This window comes from Kordiimonas aestuarii (genome assembly GCF_025574465.1).
In the GTDB taxonomy this organism is placed as follows: domain Bacteria; phylum Pseudomonadota; class Alphaproteobacteria; order Sphingomonadales; family Kordiimonadaceae; genus Kordiimonas; species Kordiimonas aestuarii.
Window position 1 is genome coordinate 73,785 of record NZ_JAOBPP010000012.1, and the last position, 18,171, is coordinate 91,955.

The window sequence follows — 18,171 nt, forward strand, 5'->3', positions numbered from 1 at the left end:
TTCGCGCAGGTCACACATGTGCCTGCTTGGTTCAAGACGGTTAGGTGATACAAAATGAAATTCATGCAAGGCCTCGCAACCGGGGCAATTCTCACCATTGTTGGTGTTGGTGCGCTTTATATGAGCGGCGCGCTTGATGGTGTGCTGACGGATAATGGCGCGGCTTCCGAGCGCGCGGATACCGCCACGTCGGAGAAAGAAATCCTCTACTGGGTCGCGCCAATGGACCCGAGCTACCGGCGCGATGGCCCCGGCAAATCCCCCATGGGGATGGACCTTATTCCGGTTTACAAGGGCGAGGAACAAAGCGGTTATGACGGTGTGGAAATTGACCCCCGTCTTGCCGCCAGCATTGGGGTGAAAACCGCGCCTGTCATGCGCGAAACCCTGACCCCCGAGATTTCGACCATTGGCCAGTTCACCTATGACGAGCGGCGTATGGAACATGTGCATGTGCGCGCCGCCGGTTGGGTGGAGAAACTGTATGTGCGTGCGGTGGGCGAACCGGTCAGTGAAGGCCAGCCGCTCTTTGACGTCTATGCGCCCGAACTTCTGGCGGCACAGGCGGATTATATACAGGCGATGGAAACCGGGCAGAAACAGTATCTTGAAGGCGCGGTCGAACGCCTGCGCGGCCTTGGCCTGACGGACGGAGATATCAGCGCGCTCAAGGGCCGCACGTCGCTCAAGCCGCTGCTGACGATCCGTGCGCCGCGCGCCGGTGTGATCCACCAGATGAATATTGGCGACGGCGACCGCATCAATGTGGGTGTGCCAGCCATGAGCATCACGGAGCTTGACCCCATGTGGCTGATCGCCAACGTGTTCGAGGCTGATACGCCGCTTGTAAAAAAAGGTGCTGAGGTCACCATCACCCCAATGGGCGACGGCGAGAGCGTGAGCGCCAAGATTGATTATATCTACCCCACACTTGATACCATGACCCGCACCAGCCGGGTGCGTATTGTTGTCGCGAACCCTGATGAGGCGTTCCTGAACGGTATGTATGCACGCGTCAATATTGCCCGTGCGCCGATTGAAGATGCGCTGACGGTGCCCACCAGTGCCGTTATCCGGCTGGGCCACGGTGCCCATGTGCTGGTGGCGGAGAGCGAGGGTCGTTTCCGCCCCACCGAGGTTGCGCTGGGCGCGGAAGTGGGCGGGCGTACCGTGATCACGGACGGTGTGCAGGAGGGCGAGGCGGTTGTGGTGCGCGGCCAGTTCATGATCGATTCCGAGACCAGCTTCCAGGGTGCCAAAATGCGCATGCTGGGCGAAGATGAGGCCGCGGGCGACATGGATATGTCTATGGATATGGGCGACGCCGATACCGACACGGTGGAAGGCACCGTGAACGCGGTGGACATGGAAGCCCGCAAGCTGAACATCAGCCATGGGCCGATGGAAAACTTCGGCATGATGGGCATGACGATGGACTTCCCGGTGAGTGAGGACGTGGTGCTTACGGGTGGCCTTGAAGGCGCGCGTATCCGCTTCACTGTCAGCCGCGACGGCATGCGCTTCACTATCACCTCCGTTGAGGTGCTGGAGAATGGGGAATGATTGCCGGGCTTATTCGCTGGTCGCTTGGCAACCGGTTTCTGGTGCTGGCGTTTGCGGCGCTTTTGACCGGGCTTGGTTTTGTCGCGGTCAAGAACACACCGCTTGATGCCATCCCTGACCTCTCTGACGTGCAGGTGATTGTGAAAACATCTTACCCCGGCCAAGCGCCACGGGTGGTGGAGGATCAGGTCACTTATCCGTTGACCACAGCCCTGATGGCGGTGCCGATGGCAACCACGGTGCGCGGCTATTCCTTTTTTGGCGACAGTTACGTTTATGTGCTGTTCGAAGAAGGTACGGACCTTTACTGGGCACGCTCAAGGGTGCTGGAATACCTCAATCAGGTATCAGCCAGCCTGCCATCCGGCGTGCAGCCCTCGCTTGGGCCGGATGCCACGGGCATTGGCTGGGTGTACCAGTATGCACTGGTGGACCGCACGGGCGCGCACGACACCGCCGACCTCACAAGCCTGCAAAACTGGTTTTTGAAGTTTGAGTTGCAGTCGGTGCCTGGTGTCGCGGAAGTGGCGACAATTGGCGGCATGGTGCGGCAGTATCAGGTGACCTTGGACCCCGACCAGATGCGCGCTTATGGCCTCACGCTCGCAAGCGTCCGGCAAGCCATCATGGCGGGTAACGCCGAAGTTGGTGGTTCGGTGATTGAGATGGCGGAAGCGGAATATATGATCCGCGCGCGTGGTTATGTGAAAAGCCTTGGTGACCTTGAGGCCATCCCTGTCGGGCGGCTTTCAAACGGTACACCGCTGATGCTTCGGGACATCGCCACTATCGCCTTCGGGCCTGAGATGCGCCGCGGCGTGGGCGAGTTGAACGGCGAAGGCGAAGTGGTGGGCGGTGTCATCATCATGCGCATGGGTGAAAATGCGCTCGGCACCATTGAGCGGGTGAAAGAGAAACTCACGGCGCTCAAGGCCGGCCTGCCGGAAGGGGTTGAGATTGTCGAGACCTATGACCGCTCCGGCCTCATCCTGCGCGCGACCGATAACCTCAAGGAAAAGCTGACCGAGGAATTTATCGTCGTGGCACTGGCGTGTGCCCTGTTCCTGCTGCACATCCGCTCGGCCTTTATCATTATCCTCACGCTTCCCTTGGGGGTTCTGGCGGCATTCCTTGTCATGCGCACGCAGGGCATCAATGCGGATATCATGTCGCTCGGTGGTATCGCCATTGCCATTGGCGCGATGGTGGACGCGGCCATTGTGATGGTGGAAGCCCTGCACCGCAGGCTTGAGGAAGAAGCCATCACCAAGGAAAACCGTTGGCAGATCGTGACCGACGTGTGCACCGAAGTGGGGCCTGCGCTTTTCTTCTCCCTCCTCATCATCACCGTCAGCTTTGTACCAGTGTTCGCGCTTGAAGCGCAGGAAGGGCGTATGTTTGCCCCGCTTGCCTTCACCAAAACATATGCAATGGCGGGCGCGGCGATCCTGTCCGTCACGCTTGTGCCAGTGCTGATGGGTTACCTCATTCGTGGCCGTATGCGGCCGGAGACAGCGAACCCCATCAACCGCCTCATGCTGGCGCTTTACCGCCCGGTATTGCGCCTCTCGTTACGCTTCCCGAAAACCATCCTGATGTTGGCGCTTGCGGCAGCGGTGTCTGGCGTTGTGCCGCTGTCTAAACTCGGTAGCGAGTTCATGCCGGACCTGAATGAAGGTGACCTGCTGTTCATGCCGTCTGCTTTCCCGGGTGTGTCTGTTGGCAAGGCGCGGGAGATATTGCAGCAGACCAACAAGATGATCATGACCGTGCCGGAAGTGAAAACCGTGCACGGTAAGGTGGGGCGTGCGGGTTCAGCCACCGACCCTGCGCCGCTCACGATGATTGAAACCGTGGTGCAACTGAAGCCGCAGGCCGAGTGGCGCGAGGGTGTGACCTTGGCTGACATCAAGGCTGAGCTGAACGCAACCGTGCAGATGCCGGGGCTGACGAACCTGTGGGTGATGCCGATCAAGAATCGCATCGATATGCTGGCGACGGGTATCAAAACACCGATCGGCATCAAGATCGCGGGTGCGGACCTTGAGGTCATTGGCAAAATCGGCGGCGAACTTGAAGCCCTGCTGACACCGCTTGAAGGCACGGCATCAGTTTACGCGGAACGGGTGGTGGGTGGCCGTTACCTTGACCTAGACGTGAAGCGGGAAGAGGCCGCGCGTTACGGCATGTCGGTCGCGGACGTGCAGGATGTGGTGCGTTTTGGCATCGGTGGTGCCAACATCGGCACCAGCACCGAAGGGCTGGAGCGTTACCCCATCAACATGCGTTTCCCGCAATCCGACCGTATGACGCCAGCGGTGCTTGAACGGCTGCCGGTGGTGACCAAGTCCGGCGCGCATGTGCCCTTGGGCGCGCTGGCTACAATCCGCGTCGAAGACGGCCCCGGCATGATCAGGAGCGAAAACGCCCGTCCCGGCGGCTGGGTCTATATCGATATCACCGACCCCGATGTGGGCGGCTATGTGAAACGCGCCAAAGCGGTGGTGGACGAGGGGCTTGATCTGCCCACGGGCTATACGTTGCACTGGTCCGGCCAGTATGAGTTTATCGAACGCGCGACCGAACGCCTGCAGGTGATTGTGCCAATCACCTTGGCGGTCATAGCCCTGCTGCTCTTCATGGTGTTCCGCCATCTGGGCGATGTGGCCATTGTGATGCTGTCGCTGCCCTTGGCACTGACCGGCAGTTTCTGGTTCCTGCACCTGATGGGCTTCAACCTGTCTGTTGCTGTGGTGGTGGGGCTGATTGCGCTTGCCGGTGTGGCGGTCGAGACGGCTGTGGTGATGCTCGTGTTCCTGCATGGTAGTGAGAAACACTATAAGGCCAAGTATGGTGACGAGTATGACATCAAGGCCATGGTGATGGACGGCGCGCTCTTGCGCCTGCGCCCCATCCTCATGACGGTGATTACCGTGATTGCGGGCCTTGTGCCTATCATGCGTGGTGAAGGCACCGGGTCAGAAGTCATGCAGCGTATCGCGGCTCCCATGGTAGGCGGCATGGTGACAGCGACCCTCCTGTCGCTCATCGCTATCCCGGTGATCTTTTACCTGTGGCGGCAGGCGCGAGCTAGAAAATAACCTCTTGACCCTGTAGTTACCTACAAGGTGTAGGATGAATGCGAATCAGGCCAATGACCGGATGTTTTCCGGCCCGAGGCGACAGATGAGGAGCATAACCATGAAAGCCATGACAATTGGCAAACTGAGTAAAGCCACTGGCGTGGGCACCGAGACCATTCGCTATTATGAGCGTAATGGTTTCCTGCCCGCGCCGGAGCGGTTGCCGTCTGGTTACCGCGTCTACAGCAGCGACGCAGCCAAGCGGCTGAAGTTCATAAAGGAGGCGCAGGCGCTTGGCTTCACGCTCAGCGAGATCAGCGAACTGTTTGCGTTGACCGACGACCCCGGGGCCGACTGTGCAGACGTAAACGCCCGCGCTGCCGCCAAGCTGACGGAAATTGATGAGAAGATCGAGCGCTTGACCAGAATGCGCGAGAGCCTGGACCGCCTGTCGCGCTACTGCCCGGCGGATGAACACCCGATCACCGAATGCAGCATCATCAACCACCTGTATGGCAAGGCTGGGTTCGACGCATGAGTACCCACGACCATAGCTCAAGCTGTTGCCACAATCCCGAATCCCAGGCCCGTCATCACAACAATGAAGTGGCCGAAAGTTGTTGCCCGCCTAAGGAGAAGGTCGACTGGCTTTTGTGGGGCAGTGCGGTCCTTGTTGCCATCGGCTTCGGGCTGGCGCTTCTGCCGACGGAGCTTCCCGGCTTTCTGAATACCTATGCGGAAGGCGTATATGACCTTGCCTCCCGCATGTGGTGGGGTGTGCTCATCGGCCTTGTGATGGTTGGTTTTCTCTCCAAAGTGCCGCGCGAATTTGTGCTGTCGGTCATGGGGCAGGGGGGTACGTTCACCGGCCTCGTACGCGCGGTCTTGGCAGGCGTTCTGCTGGACCTTTGTAACCACGGTATCCTGATGGTGGGCGCGAAGCTTTATGAGCGGGGCGCGTCCTATGGCCAGGTCGTCGCTTTCCTTGTGGCAAGCCCCTGGAACAGCTTTTCCCTTACCCTCGTGCTGGTGGCGCTCATTGGCCTCAAGTGGACGATTGCTTTCATCGCCTTCTCCATGGTGATCGCGCTTATCGCAGGCGTCGTGTTTGATATGCTGGAACGCAAGGGCGTTATTGTAGGTAACCCGAACAAGGCCGACCTGCCGGAGGGTTTCCACTTCTGGACGGAAGCAAAGGCTGGCCTCAAGTCCGTGCGTTGGGACGGTGCTTTCTTTGCTGATGTGGCAAAGAAAGGTGTGAGCGAAAGCCGCATGGTGCTGCGCTGGATCCTGTTTGGTATCGTGCTCGCGGTTGTGGTGCGTGCCTTCATGACCGGGGACATGTTCAGCGACTATTTTGGCCCCACCTTCCTCGGCCTGCTGGCGACCATTGGTGCCGCCACGATCATCGAGGTATGTTCGGAAGGTTCAACGCCTTTGGCGGCTGACCTTATCACCCGCGCGAATGCGCCGGGCAACAGCTTCGCCTTCCTGATGACAGGGGTGGCGACCGACTATACCGAGATCATGGTACTGAAGTCTGCCACCGGGCGTTGGCTTAATGCGCTGCTGCTACCGGTCATCACCGTGCCACAGGTGTTGGTGGTTGCCTATTTCCTGAATATGGGAGCCTGACGGGAGATTATCGCTTATCGGCAGGCAACTGCCGTTTGGCGGTTGCCAGAAGGCCGATATATTCATCAAAGTTCTTCTTCTCCACCAGCAGGCAATATTGCTGTGTGGTTGCTTCCATCTTCACCCGTTCTTCATTTTGCTCAGACAGGGCAGCGGCAAATTCGAACGCATAAACGTCGTGCGCTAGGTCTGCCAGATACTGCCGTGTCTGGTCATCCGTCATGCCAATAAACTTGGCCCATTCAGGTTCTTCATATTGGGCGCTGATGATCTCGATCAGGTTCATGATGCTCAGCTTGCTGATGGGCACCATATCCACATTCAGGTCATTGCGTTTGCAATAGGTGTAATAGGCACGAAATTTGGCGGCGGCGAGTACATAGTGATACAAGGGGTGGTTGGTCAGCCGGATGCGCGTCCACTGGTCAAGCGTGAATACTCTCAGCTTGGCGAAGTCTTTTGGTTCCGGCTGGAAAAGATCATGCGGCACATCATAGTGGGGAAGCACGTCCAGCGAGAGGCTGTCCTGTTTCTCCACCTCCTGCCTTTCCGCCTCTTGGGCTGAAATGACAGTTGTTGCCATGAAACCTATAAGTATAGACGTTAAAACTTGTCTGATAGTCCGCATGCTGCCCGCCGCTTCGTGAATGCCGAGTGTAGTTTGGCGGTTTTCAAAAAGCGTTCAAGGATTAATATAACAACACACCCAGTTAAACAGGCGAGCAAATGATAACGGAACTAATGGCAGCGCTGATGCTTTTGGCCAGCGAAACAGAAAGCAAGTGCGACCCGATTGAAAAGGAAATCGTCGGCAAATCGCTTGAAGGCCAGTTGATGCCAGGCCAAACCGTGCACGTACTGCCCATCGCTTGTTTTGAACCGCGCCGGATGGATTTTGTCATTTTTACTGACGATGAAAGCCAAAACCTTGTGATCAAACAAGTATGGGGTATGCCGGGGGATAGCTTTCATGTCGACGACCGTGGTGGCCTCTATGTGAACGGGGAACACGCGCTGACGTCGTTTGACAGGCCCTATATGGTCAATCGCTTTTTCAAAAAGAAACTGAAGAAATACGAGGGCACACTCGACGGTTATCTCGTGCTTGGCCACCCCGGCAGCCTGGACAGCGGACGCATCGGCCCCATTGACAAAGACGTCATGCTGGGGGTCGTGCTGCGCGGCGAGGGCCGGGCGCGGGAATAAGCTAGAGCGCTCCCGTCAGCTGTTTCCTGTAACGTCTGCTAACGGGCAGGACCAGGCCGTCTGAAAGTTTCAACGCCGCGTCACCATCGCCCTTTGGTGTTACTTCCGCCACATGCTGTGTGGCGATAACATAGGACCGGTGGATGCGAACTGCGCGCACGCCGGCGTCGCTCAATGTTTTCTCAAGTGCCGCCAGAGTGAGGCGTACCAGATGGGTTTCGCCGCCTGTTACCGATATTTCGACATAGTTACCGGCAGCCTTGGCGAAGCGGAAGGCTTCCGGGTTTAAAAGGATGGTCTGACTGCCGCTTTTCAGAGCCAGCCGTTTTGGCGTGTTGCTGTCCGCCGGTTTGAGTTTGGCCAGCGCAATATGGCTCAAGGCCACGACCATGCCGAAGGTGACAAGGTCCTTGCGGTATTCATAGGCGCTTTCGCGGATGACATCCTCGAAAAAAATGTAAGGCCCTTCGAAATAAAGCCAGAAAAACACCTTCCTGATGGCGACCATGCCAGCAATATGCGCGGCTGAGAACAGGGCGCTGAAGGCAAAATACAGCGGCAGGTGCGTCTTCCAGTTATCTACTGTGACTGGCATGTGCCGGACGGCCAGCAGTAAAAAAGGGTACAGCGACAATAGCGCTACCGCGCTTGAGGTCTCATACAGCCAGGGCAGGCGGGTGTCGATTGCCACGCCCGCGCGCTCGGCATCGACAACAGCGGTGATGGCGTTCACAACGGCGATCGCGGCCGTGATAATAACCAGCAGAAGGAAATATAGCCGCTCTTCACGTGCCGGCATAATGGTGTTGATGATTGTCTTGGCTCTCGTCATGGCGCCACTATACTCAGGCCGATGAAATGCCGGAATAAAAAAGTCCCGACACTTGTCCCGGCTTTGCCGCCGCTTGTGTCATTTCTGCTGCCACTTGCCCCTGATGTGGGGCGGATAGGCTACCGCTTGTCACACCCAGCCGCCGCCGGTGTCATGGGGGCTCGTCGTTTGGGCCTTGTGTCGCTAGGTCTTTGGAAACACCCGAGAGACGTAGCGAGGAAATAACAATGAACACATCATTCACATCACGCAGGTACGACCTTGACTGGTTGCGTGTGATCGCCTTCGGCCTGCTAATTTTTTATCATGTAGGTATGTATTACGTGACATGGGGCTGGCACGTCAAAAGCCCATATGAAAGCACATTTCTTGAGCCCTTCATGATGCTGCTCAATCCCTGGCGATTGCCCCTTCTTTTTGTGATCTCGGGCATTGCAGTGCGGTATGCGGCAGACAAGGTGGCGGCGGGAGGATTTGCCTGGTCAAGGTTCAAGCGGTTGATGATTCCACTTCTTTTCGGCTCCTTTTTCATTGTGCCGCCGCAAACCTATTTTGAGCTGTTGCATGGCGGAGTGATCGAACCGGGGTACTGGAGTTTTTACAAACTGTATGTCGATTTTGGCCGGCACTGGGAGGTGGCTACCCCGACCTATAACCATCTGTGGTATGTGATGTATGTGCTGATCTACACCATGCTTGCCATTCCACTTCTGGCTGTCATGCGGCGGGTGAGGATGCCGACCTCTATCAGCCGCGTACTGGCATCTCCCCTCATTGTCGTGTTGCCAGTACTGCCGTTCATTTTCTACCGCTTTACGGTGGACATGCAGTACCCGGAAACCCATGACTTCATGAATGACCCTGGCGGGCATATTCGCTATGGCAGTTGGTTTCTCCTCGGTCTTCTATGTGCGAAAAGTGGGCATTTCTGGGCTGGTATCGGCAAACACTGGAAGCTGGCCTTGGGTGCGGCTGTTCTCACCGGGGGCGTACTGACGCCGGTTTGGCTTAACTGGGATGCCCTTGTGGTTGATAGTGCACAGATGCAAATCGCACGGGCGGCACGCGTGGCTTACATGTGGTGGGTGATAGCGGCACTTTTTGGGGTGGCGGAAAAATACCTCAACCGGCCAAGCCCTGCGCTTAGCTATTTAACCGAAGCGGTGTTCCCATATTATATTTTGCATCAGACAGTGATCATCCTGATTGGTGTCGCGCTGGCGCCCTATTTGATTGGCGCTGTGCCGGAATTCTTGATGGTGATGTTGGGAACAGCGGGTTGTTGCGCAGTTCTGCACGAATATGCCATCCGTCGCGTGGCCATCTTACGCCCGCTCTTCGGGTTGAAATCTGACAGGGCCGGCGCGGTATCACTTGCTAATAAAACGGCATAACGAAGCATGAAATACCAAATGCGAGCTATCACCGTAGCTCGCATTTTCTTTTCCTAAGCCCTGTCTGAACGAAAGTTTGGCGGCTCGTTCAGGTTGCGTTCAGCTATTTTACCTTAGTCGAGAGCCATTGCACGATTTGGGGGTGCTATGGCTAAGCATTCCGGATCTCCCGTTCGCTGAAAGCAGGAAGGAGGTGCGGATGCACATATTATCTGCGGTGCGGGGCCTGATTTTCGGCCTCAAACCAAAGGAAAACGCCACGCTCCCCGTATCAATCGGACCTATTGTTGCTTGGGAGCTAAGCATGTCTTTTTCTAATAGTTTTCGCCATCTGCCCGCCTTTTGCCTTCTCGCCTTCACCGGCTCCATGATTCCGCCGCTTGCATCGCAGGCGTTCGCGGACGACAAAACGATTGATACCGACCAGACCACAACAGTGACGACAAGCAGTTTTCTTGGCAGCACAGGGAAGCTGACGATTACTGCGGATGGTTCCATTACGGTGGCCAACGGGGCGGCTCTCACGCTCGACGGGAATCACACCTTGCTTATGCAGGGGGAACTCGTTGCCAACAGCGACCTTTCAGGCATCGGGCTGAAGGTCGATACGGGGGATGACCTGCGCCTGACAGCCGGGATTGATATCGAAGGCACCATTAATGTGCCGGGGCCAAGCCCATCCGGCACAGCCTCAGAAAATGTTGGCTTTGGCCTGTTTGGCACCGGCGTTTTTGCAGGTGATATCAACCTATCAGAAGACAGCGTTATCACTGTTGGCGGTGGCGGCTCCAAAGGGATTTATATCGGCAGCAACCTAGAGGGCGACCTGAATTTCGATGGCGGGATCACCATGAGCGGCGCGGGAAGCATTGGCCTGCATATCGCAGGTGACGTGACAGGCGATGTCACGGTTGATGGCGCTATTTTGTCGCGGTTCAGGGACGGCATCGGTGTTTTGCAAAGCGGTGCGATTGACGGGGCCTTTGTGCATCAGGGAGGCATCAATGTCGGCGTGGCGCAGACGACGGATGCCGATGGTGATATTGTTGCCGCCAAACCCGCGAAAGCCGGCCTTCATCTGACCAACGATATTTCCGGCGGGGTGCTGTTTGGCGGTGTTGGTGTCAACGACAACCCGGATGACGATGAAGATGTACCGACGTCTGCCATTACATCGTTTGGCGGCGCACCGGCATTATTGATTGAAAACCTCAAGGAAGACGGCAGTGATCTTGTTATCGGTCAGGTTGACGGCCTGGATTATGCCGTTGTGCAGAAAGGCTCCATGGCGGTTACGGGGTCATCTGCAGGGCTGGACGCTTGGGGCATCAAGATACTTGGTGGTGAAGGCGATGCCTGGACACGCCTTTCCGGTGGCCTCCACATTGATAAAGGGCGGGTGGATGTTGCCACGCTGGACGCTGACGCAATTGGCATTGAACTGGGTGCGCGCACAGAAGCGCGGACCATCCTGAACCGGGGAACATTGGAGGCGACCTCAAGCCTGACGCAGGAAACCGCCACAGACGGTACCGTGACCTATAGCGAAGGCGGTAATGCGACGGCTGTGCTGATCGACGCAGAATCCGCGGTCACGAAATTCCGCAATGCCGGGACTATCTATACCTCCGCTGCGGGTGCGGGCAAAGACAGCTTTGGGCTGGTTGACCTGTCCGGCACAGTTAACAATATCTCGAACGCAGGCACATGGATTGCTGCGCGCGGCACCAATAACACTACGGGTGATGCGGTCGCGATTGATGTTCGTGCAAACACCAGCGGTGTCAAACTACTCAACGAGGGCACAATTACCGGCGATGTCTGGCTGGGTGCTGGCAGCGATACCGTCACGCTGGCTGACGGCGAACTGGCGGGTGATATAGTCTTCGGCGCAGGCAATGACCGATTGATTATTGAGAGCGATGCAATCTTTTCCGGTGGTGTGAGCCATCAGGGGACACTTGACCTCGCGCTTTCTGGTGCGGACCTGATACTGGGGGTCAATGACCAATTCAACGTAACCACGGCTAATCTGTCCGGCGACGCCACCCTCTATTTTTCGATTGACCCGGTTCAGGGCAAGGCAGGCATTTTTAACGCCACTGGCTCTGTGGTGATAGGCGAGGATGTCGCCATCACACCCGTGTTCCAGACCTTTGTGACCGAGGAAGAAAGCTACGAACTATTAAATGCAGGCTCTCTCACGCTGGGCGGTGGGCTGGATACACCGATCCTTGACAACAAGTCGTTCATGATCGATGCCTCGCTCGCTTTGAACGAGGCCGGAGACCAGATTGTCCTGACGGTGCGCCCCAAAACCGCAGACGAACTCTCACTTGCGGGCAACAAAGCAACGATCTACGAGGGCCTGTTTGACGGTATTGACCCAACCGACGACCTGGGAAGCGCGCTCGCAACTCTCGAAAGTAAAGAGGAAGTGGCAACAGCGATGGAAATGCTGTTGCCGGATACAACAAACGCGATGTTCCAGATGACCTATAGCGGCGTGAGGCAGCTTGAGGCAACGCTGGGTGACCGGTTGATCGAGACAACGGCACGACGGCGGTTGTCGGGCGGTTTCTGGGCCCGGGAGGTTGTTGGTTTTGGTTCTTCCGATATTGCTGATTCGGCGTCCGGCACTGATTATCTCGGGGCGGGTATCATGATCGGTTTTGACAAGAACCTGTCTGAGAATGTGCTGTGGGGGATCAGCACGGGCTTCATGCTTCAGGGCTCTGACCGGCCAGGTGAAAACGGCGACGATGTCTCCCTGTTCACGCCTTACGTCTCAAGCTACATGATCGCCAGTAATGGCGCCGCCTTCATCAGTGGTTCGGCTTCCTTCTGGTACAACAGCGTTACCCGCAGCCGGGGGCTGAACATCGGGGCGCTCAGCAAGTCGATCGAGAGCACGTCAAACGGCTGGACGGGTGCCGCGGATGCTCACGTCGGCTATGACCTGAAGCTCGGTGGGCTGCATATCCGCCCCAAAGTGGGTGTGAGCTACACCCGCGCGAAAGAAGGTGGTTATACCGAAGAAGGTGGTGATGGTGCCGCCCTCGTTATCGAAGGCCGTACCTTTGACCGGTTCGACGGTGTCGGCAGTGTCGCTATTGGCCACGATTTTCGTTGGAAAGGCGAGGCTGAGAACGCCGTCTACATTCGCCCCGAAGTGTTTGCAGGCTACCGCAAACGCCTTGGCGGTACGCAGCGCTTCATCACAAGCGCCCGTTTCACGGGTGGCACGGAGTTCTTTGAGCTGACAAACGACGCGATCGCCGACACCAGCTATGAGATGGGGGCGAACCTGAATATCTTCAGCGGGTTTGGTGCCGCAAGTCTCAGATATACCTATGAAAAGCGGGAAGATTGGCACGCGCACTTTGGCGGCTTCAATTTCAAGATGGAATTCTAAGGGGGAATAAGAAAAGCGGTGTGGTCAGATTTGGCCACACCGCCGTCTAATGGATGAAATCATGTGCTTCAGGCCGCTAGGTTTGCAAAGCGAAGAACGAGCGTCTCAATTCTGGCGCTTTTGACGGTGACAATCTGACGGATTTTGTTGAGGAGAACGCTGGCGCTCTGGTCGTCAAGGTCGGAACAATCAAGTTCGATCCACTGGAAGCCTTCTTCCGTGCGCCGTGCCGCGAGAGTATCGCAGGTCAGGCCGCGAATGGTGAAAAGCTCCAATACACGCGACAAGGTATTGGGATCAAGTTCCGCCATAACGGAAAATCGGGTTCGGGTATTTCCTCTCAAAACCATGGTTAGGTCTCCATCTGTGAACGGCTACAATAGCAGCCTGGTTGCAGTCTGGAGAAATTAGACCGCGGACGTTGGGAAAGGGTTCCTAAGATCGCGGTGGTATAGTAACATATGAGAAAATTTCTCATTTTAAGTTGGTAAAATGAAAAAATGGCCGAAAAACTTGATGATCTGGATGCGCGCATCCTGAATTTGATGCAAGAGGATGCAAGGATTCCTCTCGTTGACCTGGCGGAAAAAGTGGCTTCCAGCCGGTCGGCTGTCTGGCGCCGTATTCAAAAGCTTGAAGAGGCCGGGGTAATCAAAAAACACACCATTTTGCTGGATGCAGAAAAAGCAGGCCTTGGCGTGCTGGTGTTTGCCCAGGTAAAAATGCAGGCGCATAGCAGGGACAATTTGCCGAATTTTATTGAGAAAGTGCGGAATTTCCCTGAGGTGATAGAGTGTCATACATTGATGGGGGATATTGACTTCATCCTGAAGGTGCGGGTGGCGAACATTCAGGCCTATGAGGAATTTTTCTGGAATCAGCTTTCGCAAATTGACGGCGTGCGGGAAATCAATTCGTCGATAGCGCTGACTGCCGTTAAGGACACCACGCGGTTGAATATCAGCCCGCAGGCCTGATGCTCAGGATTTTCTATCCGCCGACAAGACTAACTCACTGACCAGACTGGCCCACTGACTAGACGGGGCTGAAGACGCGGCGCACATAATCCCGGTACATCAGAAGCAGCTCGGGCAATAATTCCTTCTGCCTGAGCGTTTTGGAGAGGATGATACCGCCTTCGATGAAGGTGAGCGCGAGGTCCGCCATGGCCCGCAGGTTTACCTCCGGGTTGGGGTATACTTCGGCGATGCGTTCAAGCCGGCGCAGGAAAAATGCCCGCCATGTCAGCACGCTGTCTTCGTTCAGGCGCCGAATTTCATCATTAAACAGCTGATGCTGGTAGCAGTAGGAGGCTACAAGGCAGCCCGGGTGGGTCTCCGGCAGATCAGCTAACATGTCTGCCAGCATTTTAAGCAAAATCAGCGTGCTGTGCAGGGGGTCGTCGCTCAGGGCATCCGCGCGGGCTTCAAGGTCGGCAAAAATCTCGTCTTCCCGTTCCATGTACCGAACAAACATATGTTTCGCGAGTTCGGACTTGTCCTTGAAGTGATAAAAGAAACCACTTTTGGTAATGCCTGCCGCTGAGATCAGTTCATCAAGCGAGGTTGCTGCAAAGCCTTTTTGCAATACCGCTTCTTCTGCAAGGTCGAGAATGCGGGTGCGCGTGAGTTCGCCTTTGCTGATCCGGTCTTCCATTTTCGTACCTTTGGTACAGTTTTTCGTTGAAAACTGAGGGGTTTCACCCGTTTCGTTGTCTTCGAATGTGGCTAACCCATTGAAGCAGCGAGTAAAATTAAAAAATCCAACTACTGGACCATGAGTTCACTAGATGCACATGAGCCGTCGCCTCAATATGCCCCCGGTGCCATCGATTGCATGATGGCGATAAAGAGCGCCGATGTAAATGGCGTAGCGTTGTATGAAGTTGGAAGGAGTGGCTCGATGCTGGGGCTGTTTGACTGGATATTTATTGGCATGTTTGCTGGCTTTTGCGTGTTGGATTTTCTGTTGCCCGCACGCCGTTTCCCCTACGTGCGCGGTTGGCGTATCACGGGGGTCGTGAGCCTTGTGGTTTATTATCTGCTCGCGGGCTACACCCCTATCTTGTGGGACACCTGGCTTGGCGAATATACCCTATTTGATGCATCCGGCCTTTCTTACTGGATTACCATACCAGTTGGCTTCCTTGTCCTGCAGTTTGGTATCTATGTCTGGCACCGTACCATGCACTCGGTCGAGCCACTGTGGCGCGCCATGCACCAGATGCACCACGCGGCCGAACGTGTGGACATCTATGGTGCCTTCTATTTTCACCCGTTTGACATGATTGGCTGGACTTTCCTCGGTAGCGTGATGCTGGTTGGTGTGTTTGGCCTTGATGGCGGTGCGGCGGCGATCGTGAACACTGTGGCGGCTTTTTGCGGCATGTTTCAGCATAGTAACATTAAAACACCGCATTGGCTGGGCTATGTCGTCACTCGGCCGGAAAGTCATTCCGTGCATCATCAACGCGGCCACCACGCCAACAATTATGGCGATATCCCGCTCTTTGACATTCTCTTTGGTACCTTCGTGAATCCGAAGTCATGGCAGAACGATGCGGGTTTCTTCGCTGGAAGTTCACTCAGGATTTCTAAGCTTTTGTTCTGGCGCAAGGTCGCCTGAGCAATAGGAAGGGCCCGCCTTTCTGGCGGGGGGCGGGCCCTTTATTTCTTCTCAACCTCAAGGGCCGATCATGAAAAATATGCTCCATAAAAATTATCCTCGATTGTTGGGCCTGCTGTTGCTCCTTTGGGTTCCTGCCGTGGCCCAGGCGTCGGATCAGGTCAAATACGCCAGCCTGCCGTCGGGGGTGACACTTGAATATTTTGAACAAGGATCGCGCGCCGCGCCTGCAACGATCTTTATTCACGGGTACCCGGATTCATGGCGTTCCTATCAAGAGGTACTGGCCTTCCTGCCGGATGACGTTCACGCCGTTGCGGTTTCGCTGCGGGGGTTTGGCGGATCGTCAAAACCTGTCGGCGGTTATACATTGGCGCAGCAAGCCGCCGATGTCATCGCCCTGATGGATATACTTGAGATCGCGCATGCGTCAGTTGTGGGACATTCCATGGGGTCGCTTGTGGCCAGCGTAATGGGCGCGGCCTATGCCGACCGCGTTGATGGGCTTGTGTTGATCGGCACCTTCGCCACCCTTGTGGGGAAAGCCGACATTGAAGAATTTTGGCGAGAGGCGGTCTCAGTCCTTGATGATCCGGTTGATCCGGAATTCGTGCGGGCCTTTCAGGAAAGTACCGTGGTGCGTCCCATGTCAAGTGCTGTGATGGATGTCATTGTTTCTGAAAGCCTGAAGGCGCCGGCCCGGGTGTGGGTTTCAATGATGGGCGCGTTTATCGATAAGGATTTTGCTCCCACGCTAAAAAGCGTCAAGGCGCCAATCCTTTTTATGTGGGGCAGCAACGACGGTTTGGCTTCTCAGGCGGAACGAGAGTTTCTGGTTCGTATAGCGGCGCAGCCTGATGTTCTGAATATTGCAGGGGCAGGGCACAGCCCACAGTGGGAAGACCCGGCCTTTGTTGCCGCACAAATTCATGCGTTTGTACGCGCAAAAACCAATGGTTGATGTGGGGAGTTATGCATGCGACTTCCGCATATCAATGTGCTGGGTGGGTGCTGCGGCACCGACCATCGGCATGTTGAAAAAATTCCCAGGGTTTGCGCCCCACTTGCCCTCGGGAAGACATAATAACGGCGTGTAGACTATCGTTTCGTTCCCACGAATAGAGCACCCTTGTGAGACCAGTTCCCCGGTCTCATGTCGGCCGGTGGCACCATGCCATCGGCCATTTTTTTAAAAATGCACCTTCAGGATAGCATTGATGGCAATCTGGTCTGTGTTGAATGCGGGGCTATCCTTGATGCCGAACTGATTCTTCCAGATATCAATTTCGGTTCCGAAATAAACTTTACCAGGCCTGCCTATGTGTTGCCCAAGGTCCCATTTGATCTGGGGCACAAAATGCACAAGTGTTTCCTGGGGCCCCCAACCAACGACATAGTCAAGAAAGCCATCGATCACAAATGTCTCACCGCCAACTTCAAAAGGGCGGGACCATGAAAGCGTCAATTGCATGTCGTCAAAACCGGCTCCCAGCCCGGTGTCTTTGCGGGCATAAAGGTTGGTTTTCAAAAAGCGGAAGCCCGGCACGTTGAGGTCAACCCCCGCGCCGAGAAGCAACGCCTCAACCCCGTTTCGCCCACGCTCCCACGTTGTGGAGATCAGAACATCCTTGACCAAAGCGCCTTTGGGCAGTTCAACGAGCCCAAGCCCTTTCAGGCTCAGGCGTGGCGAAAACTCCCCATACCAGCTGTGCGCGGCACCAGGGTTGGAGTGATAGTCAAGATAGTCAAAAAAGCCAAAGACATCTCCCCACGACCAGACACTTGCATGCTCCAGCGTCACGGTGGAGATATTCTCGCCCGGCACCTCAAAGCCTGTACCGGTAAGCAGGCTCACGCTGTGTTCCATGAACTTGAGTGGGCTGTCTGCCGCCGCATGGGCGCTCGTCATCAGACACAGGGCAGAAGACGCTATCAGGGCTTTAACCGGGTTCACATGTGATCCTCTCTTTACTTTAAAACGAGGCGGCCTGTACGCCAAAAGCGAGGATGCCGAGACGGCAGTGTCGCAAACCCGCGTTAATAGAGCGTTAGCGGCGGCATCTCCGCGCAGAGCCAACTTCACCTTGTCGCGCGCGAGGGCATGCAGTATAGCGAGGGAAAGGATGGTGCTTATCGGCTGCTGAGCCGAAAGCTAAGAGGGAACACGGTAAGCATGAATGCGAAAGCCGTGGCTGTGCCCGCAACTGTATCCGGGGACACCCGCCTGCATATCCACTGGACAGTGTGAACGCACTGTTTGGGAAGGAGCAGGCAGCGGTGATTGATCCGGAAGCCAGGAAACCTGCCGCCTTGTCGCCTTTCTGTCGGTCGGGACAACCGCGCAGAGACGGGTCCCCGTATTGGCGACAATCCCGGTACCGGACCGGAGGTTGCCGCGCATTTGCGTCAACCTTCAGT

15 protein-coding genes, 1 pseudogene and 1 riboswitch are annotated in these 18,171 nt (G+C 56.1%); of the genes and pseudogenes, 11 read left to right on the top strand and 5 right to left on the bottom strand.

All coding sequences use genetic code 11. The annotated features are described in order from the left end of the window. Positions 1–54 precede the first annotated feature (54 nt). The 4 genes from OEU85_RS02700 to OEU85_RS02715 all read left to right on the top strand — a co-directional run bounded on the left by OEU85_RS02700 (position 55) and on the right by OEU85_RS02715 (position 6,281). Positions 55–1,563 (top strand): efflux RND transporter periplasmic adaptor subunit, encoded by a 1,509-nt coding sequence (locus OEU85_RS02700; protein WP_262689897.1) that lies wholly within the window; start codon positions 55–57, stop codon positions 1,561–1,563. Then, entirely contained in the window at positions 1,560–4,664 is a 3,105-nt protein-coding gene (locus OEU85_RS02705) for an efflux RND transporter permease subunit (protein ID WP_262689898.1), read from the top strand. The genes OEU85_RS02700 and OEU85_RS02705 overlap by 4 nt, the downstream gene beginning before the upstream one ends. Before the next feature lie 100 nt (positions 4,665–4,764). Further along, positions 4,765–5,184 carry a heavy metal-responsive transcriptional regulator gene (locus tag OEU85_RS02710; protein WP_262689899.1) on the top strand — a complete coding sequence of 140 codons (420 nt, stop codon included), beginning with the start codon at positions 4,765–4,767 and terminating at the stop codon, positions 5,182–5,184. Continuing rightward, positions 5,181–6,281 (top strand): permease, encoded by a 1,101-nt coding sequence (locus OEU85_RS02715; RefSeq protein ID WP_262689900.1) that lies wholly within the window; start codon positions 5,181–5,183, stop codon positions 6,279–6,281. Before OEU85_RS02710 ends, OEU85_RS02715 begins: the two co-directional genes overlap by 4 nt. A gap of 7 nt (positions 6,282–6,288) precedes the next feature. On the opposite strand, the gene OEU85_RS02720 is transcribed toward OEU85_RS02715, so the two are convergent. After that, a complete protein-coding gene (locus tag OEU85_RS02720; protein ID WP_262689901.1) occupies positions 6,289–6,819 on the bottom strand; it encodes a hypothetical protein in 531 nt (176 codons plus the stop codon). A 188-nt stretch (positions 6,820–7,007) separates the two neighbouring features. Here OEU85_RS02720 and OEU85_RS02725 point away from each other — a divergent pair, with 188 nt between their 5' ends. Next, positions 7,008–7,487 carry a S26 family signal peptidase gene (locus OEU85_RS02725; RefSeq protein ID WP_262689902.1) on the top strand — a complete coding sequence of 160 codons (480 nt, stop codon included), beginning with the start codon at positions 7,008–7,010 and terminating at the stop codon, positions 7,485–7,487. Position 7,488: 1 nt separating this feature from the next. Here the strand turns inward: OEU85_RS02725 and OEU85_RS02730 are convergent, their stop codons facing one another. Next, positions 7,489–8,319 (bottom strand): LytR/AlgR family response regulator transcription factor, encoded by an 831-nt coding sequence (locus tag OEU85_RS02730; RefSeq protein WP_262689903.1) that lies wholly within the window; start codon positions 8,317–8,319, stop codon positions 7,489–7,491. A gap of 227 nt (positions 8,320–8,546) precedes the next feature. Between OEU85_RS02730 and OEU85_RS02735 the strand changes: the two genes are divergently transcribed. Continuing rightward, a complete protein-coding gene (locus OEU85_RS02735) occupies positions 8,547–9,713 on the top strand; it encodes an acyltransferase family protein (RefSeq protein WP_262689904.1) in 1,167 nt (388 codons plus the stop codon). A 304-nt stretch (positions 9,714–10,017) separates the two neighbouring features. Further along, entirely contained in the window at positions 10,018–13,128 is a 3,111-nt protein-coding gene (locus tag OEU85_RS02740; RefSeq protein ID WP_262689905.1) for an autotransporter family protein, read from the top strand. Positions 13,129–13,196: 68 nt separating this feature from the next. On the opposite strand, the gene OEU85_RS02745 is transcribed toward OEU85_RS02740, so the two are convergent. After that, positions 13,197–13,478, bottom strand: a complete 282-nt coding sequence (locus OEU85_RS02745; protein ID WP_262689906.1) for a hypothetical protein — start codon at positions 13,476–13,478, stop codon at positions 13,197–13,199. Positions 13,479–13,628: 150 nt separating this feature from the next. Between OEU85_RS02745 and OEU85_RS02750 the strand changes: the two genes are divergently transcribed. Continuing rightward, complete coding sequence (locus OEU85_RS02750; protein WP_262689907.1) at positions 13,629–14,105, top strand: Lrp/AsnC family transcriptional regulator; 477 nt, start codon at positions 13,629–13,631, stop codon at positions 14,103–14,105. Positions 14,106–14,163: 58 nt separating this feature from the next. On the opposite strand, the gene OEU85_RS02755 is transcribed toward OEU85_RS02750, so the two are convergent. Then, entirely contained in the window at positions 14,164–14,784 is a 621-nt protein-coding gene (locus OEU85_RS02755; protein ID WP_262689908.1) for a TetR/AcrR family transcriptional regulator, read from the bottom strand. Positions 14,785–15,030: 246 nt separating this feature from the next. Between OEU85_RS02755 and OEU85_RS02760 the strand changes: the two genes are divergently transcribed. The 3 genes and pseudogenes from OEU85_RS02760 to OEU85_RS18595 all read left to right on the top strand — a co-directional run. Then, positions 15,031–15,753, top strand: coding sequence for a sterol desaturase family protein (locus tag OEU85_RS02760; protein ID WP_262689909.1), 723 nt, complete (start codon positions 15,031–15,033; stop codon positions 15,751–15,753). A 70-nt stretch (positions 15,754–15,823) separates the two neighbouring features. Then, the gene (locus OEU85_RS02765) at positions 15,824–16,714 is read left to right on the top strand and encodes an alpha/beta fold hydrolase (protein WP_262689910.1); all 891 of its coding nucleotides are present in this window, start codon (positions 15,824–15,826) and stop codon (positions 16,712–16,714) included. Positions 16,715–16,723: 9 nt separating this feature from the next. Continuing rightward, positions 16,724–16,837, top strand: a pseudogene (locus OEU85_RS18595) (homocysteine S-methyltransferase family protein); the annotation flags it as partial. 105 nt (positions 16,838–16,942) lie between these two features. Here OEU85_RS18595 and OEU85_RS02770 read toward each other — a convergent pair. Continuing rightward, positions 16,943–17,707 carry an outer membrane protein OmpK gene (locus OEU85_RS02770; protein WP_262689911.1) on the bottom strand — a complete coding sequence of 255 codons (765 nt, stop codon included), beginning with the start codon at positions 17,705–17,707 and terminating at the stop codon, positions 16,943–16,945. A 153-nt stretch (positions 17,708–17,860) separates the two neighbouring features. Next, a riboswitch (cobalamin riboswitch) is annotated at positions 17,861–18,077 on the top strand. The last annotated feature ends 94 nt before the right edge of the window (positions 18,078–18,171 follow it).